General features: G+C 53.1%; 13 protein-coding genes, 1 tRNA gene and 1 pseudogene. 9 read left to right on the top strand and 6 right to left on the bottom strand.

The features are described from left to right. Nucleotides 1-48 precede the first annotated feature (48 nt). Entirely contained in the window at nucleotides 49-777 is a 729-nt protein-coding gene (gene pdxJ, locus DBZ16_RS14375; RefSeq protein ID WP_107814464.1) for a pyridoxine 5'-phosphate synthase, read from the bottom strand. 60 nt (nucleotides 778-837) lie between these two features. Continuing rightward, nucleotides 838-1,578, bottom strand: coding sequence for a DNA repair protein RecO (gene recO, locus DBZ16_RS14370; protein WP_107814463.1), 741 nt, complete (start codon nucleotides 1,576-1,578; stop codon nucleotides 838-840). 31 nt (nucleotides 1,579-1,609) lie between these two features. On the opposite strand from recO, the pseudogene DBZ16_RS16150 reads away from it, so the two are divergent. Then, a pseudogene (locus DBZ16_RS16150) lies at nucleotides 1,610-1,717 on the top strand (IS5/IS1182 family transposase); the annotation flags it as partial. A gap of 233 nt (nucleotides 1,718-1,950) precedes the next feature. Here the strand turns inward: DBZ16_RS16150 and DBZ16_RS14360 are convergent. Then, nucleotides 1,951-2,808 carry a c-type cytochrome gene (locus tag DBZ16_RS14360; RefSeq protein WP_107814462.1) on the bottom strand — a complete coding sequence of 286 codons (858 nt, stop codon included), beginning with the start codon at nucleotides 2,806-2,808 and terminating at the stop codon, nucleotides 1,951-1,953. Between the two features lie 286 nt (nucleotides 2,809-3,094). On the opposite strand from DBZ16_RS14360, the gene DBZ16_RS14355 reads away from it, so the two are divergent. Then, nucleotides 3,095-3,170: transfer RNA gene (locus DBZ16_RS14355), tRNA-Arg, on the top strand. Between the two features lie 104 nt (nucleotides 3,171-3,274). Here the strand turns inward: DBZ16_RS14355 and DBZ16_RS14350 are convergent. Then, nucleotides 3,275-4,468 (bottom strand): aromatic amino acid transaminase, encoded by a 1,194-nt coding sequence (locus DBZ16_RS14350; protein ID WP_107814461.1) that lies wholly within the window; start codon nucleotides 4,466-4,468, stop codon nucleotides 3,275-3,277. Nucleotides 4,469-4,616: 148 nt separating this feature from the next. On the opposite strand from DBZ16_RS14350, the gene folP reads away from it, so the two are divergent. The 5 genes from folP to DBZ16_RS14320 all read left to right on the top strand — a co-directional run bounded on the left by folP (nucleotide 4,617) and on the right by DBZ16_RS14320 (nucleotide 10,321). Further along, nucleotides 4,617-5,471, top strand: coding sequence for a dihydropteroate synthase (gene folP / locus DBZ16_RS14345; protein WP_107814460.1), 855 nt, complete (start codon nucleotides 4,617-4,619; stop codon nucleotides 5,469-5,471). Nucleotides 5,472-5,914: 443 nt separating this feature from the next. Further along, nucleotides 5,915-7,252, top strand: coding sequence for a phosphoglucosamine mutase (glmM, locus tag DBZ16_RS14340; protein ID WP_107814459.1), 1,338 nt, complete (start codon nucleotides 5,915-5,917; stop codon nucleotides 7,250-7,252). 304 nt (nucleotides 7,253-7,556) lie between these two features. After that, the gene (locus DBZ16_RS14330; RefSeq protein ID WP_107814457.1) at nucleotides 7,557-8,240 is read left to right on the top strand and encodes a DedA family protein; all 684 of its coding nucleotides are present in this window, start codon (nucleotides 7,557-7,559) and stop codon (nucleotides 8,238-8,240) included. 292 nt (nucleotides 8,241-8,532) lie between these two features. Beyond that, nucleotides 8,533-9,525 carry an asparaginase gene (locus DBZ16_RS14325; protein ID WP_167390300.1) on the top strand — a complete coding sequence of 331 codons (993 nt, stop codon included), beginning with the start codon at nucleotides 8,533-8,535 and terminating at the stop codon, nucleotides 9,523-9,525. 7 nt (nucleotides 9,526-9,532) lie between these two features. Beyond that, nucleotides 9,533-10,321, top strand: a complete 789-nt coding sequence (locus DBZ16_RS14320) for a TatD family hydrolase (protein WP_107814455.1) — start codon at nucleotides 9,533-9,535, stop codon at nucleotides 10,319-10,321. Between the two features lie 177 nt (nucleotides 10,322-10,498). On the opposite strand, the gene queC is transcribed toward DBZ16_RS14320, so the two are convergent. Continuing rightward, the gene (gene queC, locus DBZ16_RS14315; RefSeq protein WP_107814454.1) at nucleotides 10,499-11,170 is read right to left on the bottom strand and encodes a 7-cyano-7-deazaguanine synthase QueC; all 672 of its coding nucleotides are present in this window, start codon (nucleotides 11,168-11,170) and stop codon (nucleotides 10,499-10,501) included. 119 nt (nucleotides 11,171-11,289) lie between these two features. On the opposite strand from queC, the gene DBZ16_RS14310 reads away from it, so the two are divergent. Continuing rightward, nucleotides 11,290-11,889 carry a CDP-alcohol phosphatidyltransferase family protein gene (locus DBZ16_RS14310; protein WP_107814453.1) on the top strand — a complete coding sequence of 200 codons (600 nt, stop codon included), beginning with the start codon at nucleotides 11,290-11,292 and terminating at the stop codon, nucleotides 11,887-11,889. Nucleotides 11,890-11,933: 44 nt separating this feature from the next. Further along, a complete protein-coding gene (locus tag DBZ16_RS14305; RefSeq protein WP_107814452.1) occupies nucleotides 11,934-12,554 on the top strand; it encodes a DUF2238 domain-containing protein in 621 nt (206 codons plus the stop codon). A 395-nt stretch (nucleotides 12,555-12,949) separates the two neighbouring features. On the opposite strand, the gene DBZ16_RS14300 is transcribed toward DBZ16_RS14305, so the two are convergent. Next, on the bottom strand, nucleotides 12,950-14,923 hold the full coding sequence (locus DBZ16_RS14300; RefSeq protein WP_107814451.1) for a Pycsar system effector family protein: 1,974 nt from the start codon (nucleotides 14,921-14,923) through the stop codon (nucleotides 12,950-12,952). Nucleotides 14,924-14,971 lie beyond the last annotated feature (48 nt).

Below are 14,971 nucleotides of genomic sequence, written 5' to 3'. Positions count from 1 at the left end.
TGGTCTCCTTGTTGAGAGAAGGTCGTCTGAAAAGGTGGATGTCGCCTATCAAGGCAGCAGTCTTGCCCTGAACATGGTTTCCTTCATCTGGCGCACGGCTTCGGGCAGGCCGAGGAAGAGGGCTTGGGCGATCAGCGAATGCCCGATGTTCAACTCGCGGATAGCGAGGATTTGGGCGATGGGGGTAACGTTGTGTATGGTCAGGCCGTGTCCGGCGTTGACGACCAAGCCCAAATCGCTGGCAAAATGCGCGCCGTTTTGCAGACGCTCGAATTGCTTGATTTGTTCGGCGTGGCTGTGTGCGTCGGCGTATGCGCCGGTGTGCAGCTCGATAACGGGCGCGCCGACATCATAGGCGGCTTGGATTTGCTCGTTGTCGGCATCAATGAAGAGCGAGACGCGGATGCCTGCGTCGGTCAGGATTTTGGTGAACCCGGCGATTTTTTCTTGTTGCGCCAATACGTCCAAACCGCCTTCGGTCGTGATTTCCTGACGTTTTTCAGGCACGATGCACACGTCTTGCGGCATGACTTTGAGCGCGTTTTCCAGCATTTCTTCCGTCAACGCCATTTCAAGGTTCAGGCGCGTGCGGATGGCGTTTTTGACGGCGAACACGTCCGCGTCTTTGATGTGGCGGCGGTCTTCGCGTAGGTGCATGGTAATCAAATCCGCACCGTGCGTTTCCGCGACCAACGCCGCTTCCACAGGGCTGGGATAGGTCGTGCCGCGGGCGTTGCGGACGGTGGCGATGTGGTCGATGTTTACACCTAAGAGCATGATGTGTCCTTTCTTTGTGTTTTCAGACGACCTGTCGATAGAAAAGGTCGTCTGAAAAAGTTAAACGCCGAAACTGAATTGCTGGAGCTGTTGCAAAACCTGTCTGGATTTAATGCCTTCGGGTAGGAGGTTGTCAATCAGCAGGCGCGTGATTTTTAGCGACTGTCCGAGGCTTTCGGGATGGGTAAAATCGCCTTCGCGCAGCTGGATTAAGATGTCGCCGCCAACTGCCACGCCATGATTGCGCGGATTGAAGCGTTCAGCTTCTTCGATGGGGACGACCGCATTTTCAGGCGTCAGCCAGTAGGTTTCTTCGGCGCGGATTGCTTCGTCGTTGCCATCGTGGAATAAATCGGGTGCGAATCCCAAGCGGTTGAGTAAAGTCCATTCAAAGCGTCGCAGCGCGGCGGTATGGCTGTTTTCGCCGCATACCGCCCGCATCACCGCTTCCAGCGCGTCGTAAAGCTCGGGTATCGGGTCTTCGCGAGCCGTCAGTTTGAGCATCAATTCGTTAATATACAGACCGCTGAACAAAGCCCTGCCTTGCGGCTGCGGCCAGCCGCCTATCCACTCCGCGCGGTGCAGCGTTTTCAATTCTTGCGAACCGTACCAAGATGCGCTGATCGGTACAAACGGAACCAACACGCCGCGCAGCTCGCTCTGCCGCTTGCGCGCACCTCTCGCCAATAAAGCCACGCGCCCGTAACGGCGGCTGAACACTTCTACCCACAAACTGCTCTCGCGCCAAGGGGCGGAAGCAAGCAGGAAGACGGGTTCGTGGTTGATGCGCTGGTTGGTCATGGGCAGTTGGTCAGGCATGGCGGAAGAGGGTAGGTATAGTGGATTAAATTTAAATCAGGACAAGGCGACGAAGCCGCAGACAGTACAGATAGTACGGCAAGGCGAGGCAACGCCGTACTGGTTTAAAGTTAATCCACTATAATTGCGTGGTGCATTTTACCAAAGCGCTTAGGAGGTCGTCTGAAAATATTTCTGTTGCTCAGAAGGCTTTGGATATTAAGAGGGAGATTGTAAGGCAAAATCAATCGATGGGTCTGGTTGATTTGTATTTGATTTGTATTCGTTAGGAGGTAATGAAGAATGGCAACAAAAAAACGCACCTTGTTTAAAGGTGCGTTTTTATTGGGGTATCTATGGCGTTTTCTGAATGAATCAGAATTTAGCGCCTGATTGGTTAGCCATGTAGTTGACCGCTGCTTTGACTTCGTCGTCGCTCAGACCGGCGTTACCGCCTTTGGCAGGCATGGCGTTGAAGCCTTCGAGAGCGTGTTTGTACAGGGTTTCTTTACCTTGTTTGATACGTGGAGCCCACTCGTCATTTTTGCCTACGCCGGGAGCGCCGGGGATGGCGCCGCCGTGACACGCTTTACAATTGGCTTCGTAAACTTTTTGACCGTCTGCACCGCCGGCTGCAGGAGCGGCTGCGCCTTTGTCTTCGGCTTTAGGTGCGTCGGCTGCGGGAGCAGAGCCGGCAGCGGCTGGTGCGGATGCGGCTGCATCGCCTGAAGCTGCTTGATCGGCGGGTGCTGCGGCATCGGGATCAGGGAAGTTGCCGCCGCTCTTATTGGCCATGTAAGTAATGGCGCGTTTGAGTTCTTGGTCGGTCAAATCGGCTGCACCGCCTTTGGCAGGCATGGCATTAAAACCGTTCAGAGCATGTTGGAACAGCGTGTCGAAACCTTGTCCGATACGGGGAGCCCAATCTCCGTTGTTTTCGATTTTAGGCGCATTGGGAACGGAGCTGTCCGCAGCGTGACATTGGATACAGATTTTGTTGAAAATCTGATCGCCTTTGCGTTCGCCTACCGGAATGCCGTCACCTAAGGCGAGCTGCCCTGCGGGTTGGATACGGGTTTGGGTGGCGGCTTCGGACGATTGGTTAACGTCTGCGAACGAGCCGCTGCCCGCCAATTTGATGAGGAAGTAAATGACTGCAATAGCAATGATGATACCGCTCACAAGGGTAAACAATGCAGAGCCTTGGGCTTTTGAGTCGCGGAGTTGTTTCATTTGGTAGGCCTCGCCGTTAGGTTAGGTTGTGCTTTGAGTTATAGTTTGGTGTGTTAAACGCAGTTAACAATATTTTGCTGGATTATACTGAATTCACAGGGGCTTTCCAATCGCTCTTGTGGAAAATATACGCAAAGGCGGCAGTTTTTTGCCGTTTGTTAAGGGGTGGGTTAGTTATGTCATTGATTATTTACGGGGAATTTTCTGCAAATTTGTCTTGTTTGCGCCATCCTGCATAATAGGCTTTGCCAACAGGCGGGATTTGCGTTAATCTTACGCCTTCCCCGCACCCATAGCTCAGTTGGAAGAGTGTCAGTTTCCGAAGCTGGAGGTCACAGGTTCGATCCCTGTTGGGTGCGCCAATTATAGAGAGGCCGTCTGAAAGATGAAAATTTTTCGGGCGGCCTTTTGATTTACTTCAAATAAAACTACATCGGGTTTCAGACGACCTTTTGCTTTTTGTGCTTTATTTCAACACGTTGGCAAACGCATCGGCAACATAGGCGATGTTCGACGCATTCAGCCCAGCGACACACATCCTGCCCGAATCCAGCAGGTAAACGGCAAATTCGTCGCGCAACCTGCGGACTTGTTCCACGTTCAATCCTGTGTAGCTGAACATGCCGCGCTGTTTGATGAAATAAGTGAAATCGCGTTTGGGGATTTGCGCGGTCAAAACGTCGTAAAGTTTCTGCCGCATGGCGCGGATGCGGTCGCGCATGACATAGACTTCGTTTTGCCACAAAGCGTAAAGTTCGGGACTGTTCATCACATCGGCGGCGATATAGGCGCCATGTGCGGGCGGGCTGGAGTAGATGCGGCGGACGGTGAATTTGAGCTGTCCGAACACCAATTCTGCTTCTTCTTTATTCGGGCAAACCACGCTCAAACCGCCGACGCGCTCGCCGTAGAGCGACAGGTTTTTTGAGAATGAATTGCTGACGAACAGAGGCAAATCCATTTCCACCGCTTTGCGGATGGCGTAGGCATCGCTGTCCAAATCGCCGCCGAAGCCTTGGTAGGCGATGTCCATAAACGGAATCAGTTTGCGCGTTTTGATGATTTGCAACACTTCGTCCCATTGCTGTTCCGACATATCCACGCCGGTCGGGTTGTGGCAGCAGGGGTGCAGGATTAGGATACTGTGTTCGGGCAGGGTGTTGAAAAACGCGGTCATTTCGTCGAATTTCACGTCGACGGTGGCGGAGTCGTAATAAGGATAAGTGCCGACCTCGAAACCTGCGCCTTCAAAAATGCCGCGGTGATTGTCCCAAGTCGGGTCGCTGACGTAGGCGCGCGCTGCGGGGAACCAGCGGTGCAGGAAATCCGCCCCGACTTTGAGTGCGCCCGAGCCGCCCAAGGTTTGTACGGTAACGATGCGTCCTTGCGCGAACGCGGGATTATCTTTGCCGAACAATAAATGCTGCACCGCGCTGCGGTAAGTGTTCAAACCTTCCATCGGCAGATAGGGCGACGGCGCAGGCGTAGCGGCGCGGGCGGTTTCGGCACGGCTCACGGATTCCAATACGGGCATTTTGCCTTCGTCGTCGAAATAAATGCCTATGCTCAAATTGACTTTTTCAGGACGCGGGTCGTTTTTGAAGGTTTCGACTAGGCTCAAAATCGGGTCGCCGGGGTAGTATTCGACGTGTCGGTACATGGCTGTTTCCTTTGTCAGACGGATTAGGACGGTAAACCTGATTTTGGCATTAAACGGCAGGATTTGTAAAACGGGGTCGTCTGAAAGCTGCATGATGTTTTCAGACGACCTATAATTTCACCCTCATTATTTTACGGAACACACCATCATGACCACGCGCATCTGGCAGGCAGGCAGGTTTGAAATCGGTTTGGACAAGCCGAAAATCATGGGTATCGTCAACCTGACGCCCGATTCTTTTTCCGACGGCGGCGTATATTCGCAAAATGCCCAAACAGCCTTGGCACACGCCGAACGGCTTTTGAAAGAGGGCGCGGACATTCTAGACATCGGCGGCGAATCGACGCGGCCGGGTGCGGATTATGTTTCGCCTGAAGAAGAATGGGCGCGGGTTAAGCCTGTATTGGCGGAAGTGGCGGGGTGGGGCGTTCCCGTCAGTTTGGACACGCGTCGCACGGTGATTATGGAAAAAGCGTTGGCGCTCGGTGGTGTTGATATTATTAATGATGTGGCGGCGTTGACCGACGAGGGCGCGGTCGAATTGCTGGCGCGTCAGGCGGACACGGGCATTTGCCTGATGCACATGCAGGGTTTGCCCGAAACCATGCAGATTAATCCGAAATATCAGGATGTTGTCGGTGAAGTAGCGCGGTATTTGAAAGCGCGCTCGGTGGAATGTATCGCGGCAGGTATCGCCCCGCAACGCATCGCGCTTGATCCCGGTTTCGGCTTCGGCAAAACCCTGCAACACAATATCGCGCTGATGCGGCATTTGCCCGAATTGATGGCGGAAACGGGTTTTCCGCTGCTCATCGGCGTGTCGCGCAAACGCATGATAGGCGAGCTGACCGGCGAGGCAGACGCGGCGGAACGCGTACACGGCAGCGTGGCGGCGGCGCTGGCTTCTGTGGCGCGCGGCGCGCAAATCGTACGCGTGCATGATGTGAAGGCGACGGCGGATACGTTGAAGGTGTGGGACGCTTTAGGGATTGCCGGCATTTAATAGCTTCTGTTTTGGAAGCAAAAAAACACTTTGAAAATGAAATGTCGACAGCCCCTAAAATATAGTGGATTAACAAAAATCAGGACAAGGCGACGAAGCCGCAGACAGTACAGATAGTACGGAACCGATTCACTTGGTGCTTCAGCACCTTAGAGAATCGTTCTCTTTGAGCTAAGGCGAGGCAACGCCGTACTGGTTTAAATTTAATCCACTATAGTGATAAAGAGGTCGTCTGAAAACAAGTTTGGCGGTTTCAGACGACCTGTTTGTTTAATCCGGTTAACTTGTTCCGTATTTTGATAAAATAAGAAACTATACCGCTCAGGCTTAATCTAATGACGCTAAACATAAATCCCAACAGTTTTGCATAAAACCCCCTATACTGCCCGTTATGACATTTACGGGTAACCCCATTCTAAAAAACATCCTCACGGAGCAAACTCATGGCAAAAAAATATTTCGGCACGGACGGCGTGCGCGGCGAAGTCGGTCAGTTCCCGATTACCCCCGATTTCGTATTGAAACTCGGTTATGCGGCGGGGCAGGTGTTGGTACAGCATGACGGAGGGCAGAAGCCGACTGTCCTTATCGGCAAAGACACGCGCATTTCCGGCTACATGCTTGAAGCCGCGCTGGTGGCGGGTTTTACCGCCGCGGGTGTCAACGTCATCCAAACCGGTCCGCTGCCTACGCCGGGCGTGGCTTATCTGACCCGTGCGCTGCGTTTGTCCGCCGGCGTGATGATTTCCGCGTCGCACAACGTCTATTCCGACAACGGCATCAAATTCTTCGCCGAAGGCGGAGTGAAACTGAGTGATGAAATCGAGTTGGAAATCGAAGCCAAAATCGACGAGGAAATGAAAACCCAGCCGTCCGCCCGCCTCGGACGCGCCCGCCGTATCAACGGCGCAGACGACCGTTACATCGAATTCTGCAAATCCACTTTCCCCAGCCATTTGGATTTGCGCGGCCTGAAATTGGTGGTCGATACCGCGCATGGCGCAGGCTATGACGTTGCGCCCAAAGTGTTCCACGAACTCGGCGCGCAAGTCGTCAGCATCGGCGACGAACCCAACGGCTACAATATCAACGAAAAATGCGGCGCAACCCATCCCAAAGCCTTGCAGGCCGCCGTATTGCAAAACGAAGCCGACTACGGCATCGCGTTGGACGGCGACGGCGACCGCCTGATGATGGTCGACCGCAACGGCAAAGTGTACGACGGCGACAGCCTGATTTACGTCATCGCCAAAGCACGTGCCTGCGAAGGCATCAACATCGGCGGCGTGGTCGGTACGGTCATGACCAATATGGCGATGGAAATTGCCCTGAAAGAGCAGGGCGTCGATTTCTGCCGCGCCAAAGTCGGCGACCGCTATGTGTTGGAACAGCTGAACCAACGCGGCTGGCTCATCGGCGGTGAAGCCAGCGGCCATATTTTGTGCATGGACAAACACAACACCGGCGACGGCATCATCTCCGCGCTGCAAGTTTTGGCGGCACTGCAAATCCTGAACCAAGACCTCGCTACCGTTTGCGCCGACTGGCAGCCGTATCCGCAAACCATGATCAACGTGCGCATCCAAAAAGGTCAGAAATGGCAGGAAGCCTCGAAAGACGTGTTGGCAGAAGTGGAAAAAGAACTCGAAGGCAAAGGCCGAGTCGTGTTGCGCGCATCGGGTACCGAACCGGTCGTGCGCGTTATGGTCGAAGCGCGTCAGGCGGACTGGGCGAAAAAAGGCGCGGAACGCATCGCAGCAGCCATCACCGGCAAGCAGTAATGCCGTCGAAAAATCAATAGGTTTTTAGCAAACCTTAAAACTGCCGTCGTTTCCACGCAAGCGGGAACGGCGGTGCAGTGGATTAATTTTGAATCAGGGCAAGGCGGGGGAACGCCATGCCGGTTTAAGGTTAATCCACTGTGTTTTTTAGGATTCGAGGTCGTCTGAAAAGCATCAAACAATATTGCTGACGCCTATTTTCATAACCTGCCTTGTTATTTCTTTCAGACGACCCTATCTTTGGTAAAATACAACATTCAGTTCAAATGAATTTCCCCTCCACATTACAACCGACGGATACGCCATGTTTGCCTTTTTAGAAGCCCTTTTTTCCCATTACGGCTATGCGGCCGTGTTTTTCGTTTTGGTCATTTGCGGCTTTGGCGTACCGATTCCCGAAGATTTGACGCTGGTGACAGGCGGTGTGATTTCCGGCTTGGGGTACACCAATTCGCATTGGATGGTTGTCGTCGGTATGCTCGGCGTGTTGGCGGGCGACGGATTTATGTTTGTCGCCGGACGCTTGTGGGGGCAGAAAATCCTTAAGTTCAAACCGATTGCCCGCGTGATGACACCCAAGCGTTACGCGCAGGTGCAGGAAAAATTCGACAAATACGGCAACTGGGTATTGTTCGTCGCCCGCTTCCTGCCCGGTTTGCGTACCGCCGTTTTCGTGACTGCGGGCATCAGCCGCAAAGTTTCCTATACCCGTTTCATTCTGATGGACGGGCTTGCCGCATTGATTTCCGTGCCGGTTTGGATTTATTTGGGCGAATACGGTGCGAACAACATCGATTGGCTGATGGCAAAAATGCACAGCCTGCAATCCGGCATCTTCGTTGTTTTGGGCGTATTGGCAGTAGTTTTGGCATGGTTCTGGTGGAAAAAACGCCAACGCCTGCTGTTTTACCGTACCAAATTGAGCGAAAAGCGGGCGGAGCGTAAAGCCGCCAAGGCAGCCAAAAAAGCCGCGCAAAGCGAACAATAAAATCAAGCACCCTGAAAAGTCTGCCGATATTCAATAGTTTCCGTGTTTTTTATCCAAAGCGGTATCTTCTGCGTTGGAAATTCTCGCAAGATCTCTGACCTTGTTGCGGCTTCTGTCCTGAGTCTCACGCTTCGTGAATAAAAATCTACTTGGAAAATTAAATATCGACAGCCCTTGGGTGCTTTTTCATTTTAAGGGCGTCTGAAAACCGTCCGCGCCGCCAAATTGCCAGCCTGTCCGAAATATAGTTAAATAAGCCGCATCATTATTTTCAGACGACCCGATGATGTCCATGAAACAAAAAATCTTCGTCCTCTACACAGGCGGCACCATAGGCATGACCCAAAGCAGCGAAGGCCTGCGCCCCGATACCGCGCTTGTCAGCCAAGCCCTTTCCCCTTTTTCAGACGACCTCGACTTCGAGTGGCACGTCTGCAATCCGTTGATTGACTCCTCATCCGTCACGCTGCAACACTGGCGCGACTGGCTGGACATCATCGCCGCCAAACTGCCTTCCTGCGACGGCATCCTGATACTGCACGGCACGGACAGCATGGCGTACACCGCCAACCTCCTTGCGCTCGCACTGCGAGGCTTGGGCAAACCGATTGTCCTGACCGGCTCCCAATGGCCTTACGCCGCCGAAAACAGCGATGCCCCGCGCAACCTCTCCACCGCCGTCGCCGCCTTCAGCCTCAAGCTCAAACAAACCGTCATCGCTTTTGACGGCAAACTTTATCCTGCCGTCGGCAGCAGCAAAGTCAGCACCGAAACCGCCGCAGGCTTCGACAATCCGCATTTCGGCGCCATCGCCGAATGGGACGAAACTCAAGGCTGGCACAATCTTCGCATCCCGTCCCAAGACGCGACGGATGTTTCAGACGACCTCAAAATCCGCTATCCCGACCCGCAGGCAAAAATCGCCGTCCGCACCCTTATCCCCGGCTTTGCCGTCCAAGAACTTGCGGACGGGCTCGGGAAGTTTCCCGCCCAAGCCCTTATCCTGCAAAGCTACGGACACGGCAACACACCCGCAGACGAAGGCTTCATCCGCGCCGTCCGAGACTTCACGCAGCAAGGCAAACTGCTGCTCAACATCAGCCAAGTCCAACAAGGCAGAACCGCCGCCGTTTACGCGCAAGGCAACGCGTTCCGCAACTCGGGCATCATCAACGGCGGCAAATGCAACCTCGAAACCGCCACCGCGCTCATGACCCTCGCCGTATCGCAAGGCTGGGGCGCGGAAGATGTAGAAAAAGAGTTGGTAAGACTGCAATTATTGTGAAATCGAAATGAACCTCACCGACACCCATTGCCACCTCGCCGATCCCGCCTTACGCGAAAACCTGACGCACGTTTTGACCGCAGCGCGGGAGGCGGGAGTAGGGCGGTTTATCGTTCCCGCGACCCGACCGCAGGATTGGCAGGACGTGGCGGATTTGGCGCAAAGGTCGTCTGAAAACCCGATTTTAGGCAATATCCATATCGCGCTCGGCATCCATCCTTGGTTTTCAGACGACGTTTCCGAACCGGATTTTCAGCGTTTGGAACAAGTATTACAAGCGCGTCCGACGGCATGGGTCGGCGAAATCGGCTTGGATTTTTACGACAAAACCCAAACGCCGCAGCGTGAACGGCAAATCCAAGTTTTCAGCCGCCAGCTTGCCATCGCGCAAACCCTGCGCCGCCGCGTGATTATCCATAATCTCAAAGCCACCGCCGACATCGCCGCCGCCGTCAAACAGACAGGTTTTACCTACGGCGGCATCGTTCACGCCTTCTCCGGCAGCGCGGAAGAAGCGCGCGTGTTGACCAAGCTCGGTTTCAAAATCGGCATCGGTTCGCTGCTGCTCAATCCGAACGCACGAAAAATACGCGAAACCCTCAAAACCTTGAATGACAACGATTTCGTCTTGGAAACCGACAGCCCGTTTATGTTGAAAAACGAAATCAACACGCCCGCCAACATCCGCCAAATCGCCGCCATCGCCGCTGAAATTCGCGGCGTTGCCGTCGAAGAGATAGCCGAAGTGACCGAGCGGAATGTGGAAATGTTGCTGGCAGCAGAAAAGGTCGTCTGAAAATGTCCCGTCTTATCGGAAGCATGTTTTCAGACGACCTTTGGCTGTATCGGAAGCCATAGCGGTTTTGCGCGCCGCTGTGGCTTTTTATAGTGGATTAAAATTGCAATGATACGGCGTTGCCAACGCCCTTATGTACTACCCGTATACGGCGGGCGTTGCTGCCTTGTCTCATTTTTATTTTAATCCACTATATTTTGCCTTGCTTTCCAAATATTCCGCCAGCCCGCGCTCGCGCAACACGCAGCTCGGGCATTCATGGCAGCCGCCGACGATGCCGTTGTAGCAGGTGTGGGTCTGCTCGCGGATGTAGTCCAGCGCGCCCATTTCGTCCGCCAACGCCCAAGTTTGCGCTTTGGTTAGGTACATCAGCGGGGTATGGATTTGGAAGGCGTAGTCCATCGCCAGATTGAGGGTAACGTTCATGGATTTGACAAACACGTCGCGGCAGTCGGGATAGCCGGAGAAGTCGGTTTCGCACACGCCCGCGATGATGTGCCTGATGCCTTGTCCTTTGGCGTAGATGGCGGCATAGAGCAGGAACAGGGCGTTGCGTCCGTCCACGAAGGTATTGGGCAGTCCGTCTGAAGCGGTTTTGATGGCGGCGGTGTCGTCCATCAGGGCGTTGTGCGTAATCTGCTGCATCAGGCTCAAGTCGAGTACGGTTTGTTTGACGCCCAAATCCTGCGCGATCCAGCGGGCACGTTCCAGCTCGACGGCGTGGCGTTGTCCGTATTGGAAGGTGATGGCTTGGACGTTTTCGCGCCCGTAGGTTTGAATCGCTTGAATCAGGCAGGTGGTGGAATCTTGACCGCCGGAGAAGATGACCAAGGCTTGTTGGTTTTGCATGGTGAATCCTAGTTTTGGTAACGCGGGAGGTTTGCGAACCGCGTGGTGGGAAAGTTGACGGATTATAACGGATTTCGTCTATAATCGCGGCACTTCGTTTTTTTTCATACAGCATAATAATGAGCATCTACGCCCTTAAACCCAAATTTCAAAACATGCTACGCCCGCTGGTGCGCCGGCTTTATCAGAAGGGGGTAACCGCCAATCAGGTTACGTTGGCGGCTTGCGCAGTGTCGGTCGCGGTCGGCATACTGTTGTCGCTTGGCGCGCAGATTCCTGCCTTGTTTTGGCTGTTGCCCGTGTGGCTGTTTGTCCGCATGGCGTTGAACGCGGTGGACGGAATGCTGGCGCGCGAGTTCGGTCAGCAGTCGGCATTGGGCGGCTATCTGAACGAAATCACCGATGTCGCCGCAGATGCCGCGCTGTATCTGCCTTTCGCCTTTATCGCCCCGTTTGACGGCGCACAAATCGGACTGTTTGTCTGGCTGGCGGCAATGACCGAATTTTGCGGCGTGTTGGGTCAGGTACACGGCAACGGTCGGCGTTATGATGGTCCGTTCGGCAAGAGCGACCGTGCGTTCTTCATCGGCGTACTGGCGGTGTGGTACGCGGTGGCAGGCAGCTTCCATATGGTTTTCTACGTCGTCATGTGGTTGGCTTGCGCGGCATTGGTTTACACCTGCTATAAGCGCGTCGTCAACGGCTTAAAGGTCGTCTGAAACCCATTTCCCATCTTATACTCACTTAATAAAAAGAAAATATCATGCAAAAAACTTCGCACATCATCCCTTTGCTGCTCGCGCTTTTCATTTCCACACTCATCGTCTGGTCGGGCATTAATCCGTCCGACCGTGCCGTTTGGTACGCCGAAATCCTGCCCGTTTCCATCGTATTTGTCGCACTTGTTGCCACTTACCGCCTCTTCCGTTTCAGCAATTTGGCTTATGTTTTCATGAGCTTTTGGCTGATTATGCACACCATCGGCTCGCACTACACCTTCGCCGATGTCCCTTTCGATTGGGCAAACCGCCTGCTTGCGCCGTTCTTAGGCGAAAACCGCAACCATTTCGACCGCGTCGGACACTACATCATCGGCTTCTACGCCTATCCGATGGCGGAATGGCTGTTGCGCCGCAAACTCTGTCGTCCTGCGCTCGCCTTGTTTTTCTCCTTGTTCTTCATCATGAGCGTGGCAGCAGCTTATGAAGTCATCGAATGGCAGTATGCCGTGATTGACGGCGGCGAAGCAGGACTGGAAGTGCTCGGTTCGCAAGGCGATATTTGGGACGCGCAAAAAGACATGCTCGCCGATACGCTGGGCGCGCTGACTTCGCTGGTGGTGTTTGTTTTTACACGACCGGACAAGCGGTTGAACGCAAGCTGACAGCGGTTAGACAATAGTGAAAAGGTCGTCTGAAACTATGAGATTCGGTTTCAGACGACCTTTCTTTTGTAGCTGAATCATAATCGGCAGGCTTTCCATCCGCCCTTTCGCGGAAGGATATATATAGTGGATTAACTTTAAATCAGGACAAGGCGACGAAGCCGCAGACAGTACAAATAGTACGGAACCGATTCACTTGGTGCTTTAGCACCTTAGAGAATCGTTCTCTTTGAGCTAAGGCGAGGCAACGCCGTACTGGTTTAAAGTTAATCCACTATAAATCAGAACGAGGCAATGCCGTATCGGTTTAGATGGGGAAGGTTATTCGCCGGCAAAAAAAGGTCGTCTGAAACCTTAAACCTCAGTTTCAGACGACCTTTTAATCAGCTTTAAAACTACTGTTTGCCGAACTGGCTGTAATCCACCACCATGTACTTGGCGGTAATTTTCTGCGAAGCGTTGCCTTCGTCACCCATCACAATCATCTGCGGCTTGCCGTTGACCGTAATCGAATCAACGGCTTCGACGTTGGTGATGTGTTGCAGGTTGGGCAGCGAGATTTTTTGCGGTTCGTCAGTCGGGTTGCCGCTCCAAGTCCACAATTGCGAGAATTTCTGACCGTTTTCATCCTTCACTTCGTTGGCGATGACGTAGTTTTTCAACACCGGGTCGTAGTTGATAGAACGGATACCGCCGCCGTCGATGTCAAGGATGGCAACTTCGTCAAATTCAGGCTTGGCGTTGCGCTCGAACACGTCTTTCGAGTTGCTGATGAATGCCACCAAAGCCATATTGTTGAACTCAGGATCGCGGAAGCCTAAGACGAGACGTTTCTTCACGGGGTCAAACGCCATACCTTCGATATTGATTTCTTCAAAGGAAACTTCGGCTTTGGTGCGTTCGCGGATGAGGTCGTGTAATTTGTGGTCGGTTTCCAAAACCTGCGTCAGATTGTCGTAGCTGGTCAGTCCCAACACATTGCCATCTTGGATTTTAAAGCGCATCAGGTGTTCGCGGTCGGGCGAGCGGTTGCCTTTGCGGGTGCGCGAGTGCGAAGTGAGCGCGTAGATAAAGCCTTCATCGTCGCGTGCCAATGCTTCCAAGTCGCTCAGACGGCGTTTGAAGCCGGTAATCACGCGCGTATCCAAGGCTTCGTCTTCGATAAATCTGCCTGACGGATCGATGCTGACAATACTGAACGCATGGTTCGGTTCGTCTTCGGCAATCAGCAGTTTACCGTCTGGAAGCTGTTGTACGGCGGAAGGCTCGTACACACCGTTGAACATATTAATGCCCAAAGCGCGCAGCTCTGCCGCATTGTTGGCAGGCTTAGTCAAAAGAGAAGGTAGTGTTTTCACGCCGATAAACGCCGCCAGCGAAGCCAAAAGCCCCCAGCGGAATACGGCATAAGACAAGTTGATGTATTTGAACTGTTTGTCCGCCAGCAAGCCCAGCCAGTAAAGATGATCGCTCATCTTTTGATAGACTTGTTTGCGGTCGCTCATAATCTCCTGCATCATTTCCCAATATTGCTCTTTTTGCACCTTCACACGGTCTTCATAAATCAGAATATTGGGCTGGCTGCCGCTGAAAAAGCGCGTTTGTGTGCTGCTGAGGCGGGTTTTCAAATCACGCAGTTTGGCGCGACCGCGGAATAAATCCTTAACCCAAGTACGCGCAGCCTGCATTTTGCCGATACGTTCGGGCGAAGCGGATAGAAGCGCGAACACGATGGACGCGGCGGCAGTAATCATAAACGTACTCGCCGGAATCAGAAATTCGGGCGACGATGAGAAAATAAACGCACCCGAAATCATCAGTGCAGACACGATAAAACCATTCAGCGAAATCATAATGTTCGCCTTGGTCGCCGCCAGCGCGAGCAGCTCCATCTCCGAGCGCACAGCGTTACGGAACATGGTTTCCACGCCTTTGTTCGTACCCAAAAGATCGGAAGGCGGCACATCGGCGGCTTGATTTTTCTTCTTCGCCTTGTCTTTTTTGTCTTTCTTTTTCTTTTTGGGCTTTTCAGACGACGTCCCAATGCCTTCGATGATGATGTTTTTCGACGTAAGCTCTTCGGGATTGTGGTCTGTTAGATTCTCTGCCGTTTCAGCGTTCACAACTTCTTCGGTTTTCGCCAAATTTTCGGTTGTCACGGCTTCTTCAGCTTTCACAGTTTCTTCAGTTTTTAAGGTTTCTTTAGCTTTTAAAGCTTCTTCACCCTTATCAAACGCTTCTTCTGCATCTTCCCAAACTTCAGAAACAGGCTGGGGCGCATCGGGGTCGGGTCGCTCGAAAGGTTTCTCCCAGTCGGAAACCGTATTTTGCGGCTCTTGTCCCTTTTTATTTTTATCGTGGAAATCCATGTTTATACTCCGTTTGAGTGAATCAATTTGAATGGAAAGGAAAAGCGT

The organism is Neisseria sicca (genome assembly GCF_003044565.1).
GTDB classification, from domain to species: Bacteria; Pseudomonadota; Gammaproteobacteria; order Burkholderiales; family Neisseriaceae; genus Neisseria; species Neisseria sicca_A.
This window is presented reverse-complemented; position numbering and strand designations above follow the sequence as displayed.

Coding starts and splice junctions, on each gene's coding strand:
- DBZ16_RS14360 (WP_107814462.1), bottom strand. CDS start 2,808: ATGAAACAACTCCGCGACTCAAAAGCCCAAGGCTCTGCATTGTTTACC.
- DBZ16_RS14330 (WP_107814457.1), top strand. CDS start 7,557: ATGTTTGCCTTTTTAGAAGCCCTTTTTTCCCATTACGGCTATGCGGCC.
- glmM (WP_107814459.1), top strand. CDS start 5,915: ATGGCAAAAAAATATTTCGGCACGGACGGCGTGCGCGGCGAAGTCGGT.
- recO (WP_107814463.1), bottom strand. CDS start 1,578: ATGACCAACCAGCGCATCAACCACGAACCCGTCTTCCTGCTTGCTTCC.
- DBZ16_RS14310 (WP_107814453.1), top strand. CDS start 11,290: ATGAGCATCTACGCCCTTAAACCCAAATTTCAAAACATGCTACGCCCG.
- queC (WP_107814454.1), bottom strand. CDS start 11,170: ATGCAAAACCAACAAGCCTTGGTCATCTTCTCCGGCGGTCAAGATTCC.
- pdxJ (WP_107814464.1), bottom strand. CDS start 777: ATGCTCTTAGGTGTAAACATCGACCACATCGCCACCGTCCGCAACGCC.
- DBZ16_RS14325 (WP_167390300.1), top strand. CDS start 8,533: ATGAAACAAAAAATCTTCGTCCTCTACACAGGCGGCACCATAGGCATG.
- DBZ16_RS14350 (WP_107814461.1), bottom strand. CDS start 4,468: ATGTACCGACACGTCGAATACTACCCCGGCGACCCGATTTTGAGCCTA.
- DBZ16_RS14320 (WP_107814455.1), top strand. CDS start 9,533: ATGAACCTCACCGACACCCATTGCCACCTCGCCGATCCCGCCTTACGC.
- folP (WP_107814460.1), top strand. CDS start 4,617: ATGACCACGCGCATCTGGCAGGCAGGCAGGTTTGAAATCGGTTTGGAC.
- DBZ16_RS14305 (WP_107814452.1), top strand. CDS start 11,934: ATGCAAAAAACTTCGCACATCATCCCTTTGCTGCTCGCGCTTTTCATT.
- DBZ16_RS14300 (WP_107814451.1), bottom strand. CDS start 14,923: ATGGATTTCCACGATAAAAATAAAAAGGGACAAGAGCCGCAAAATACG.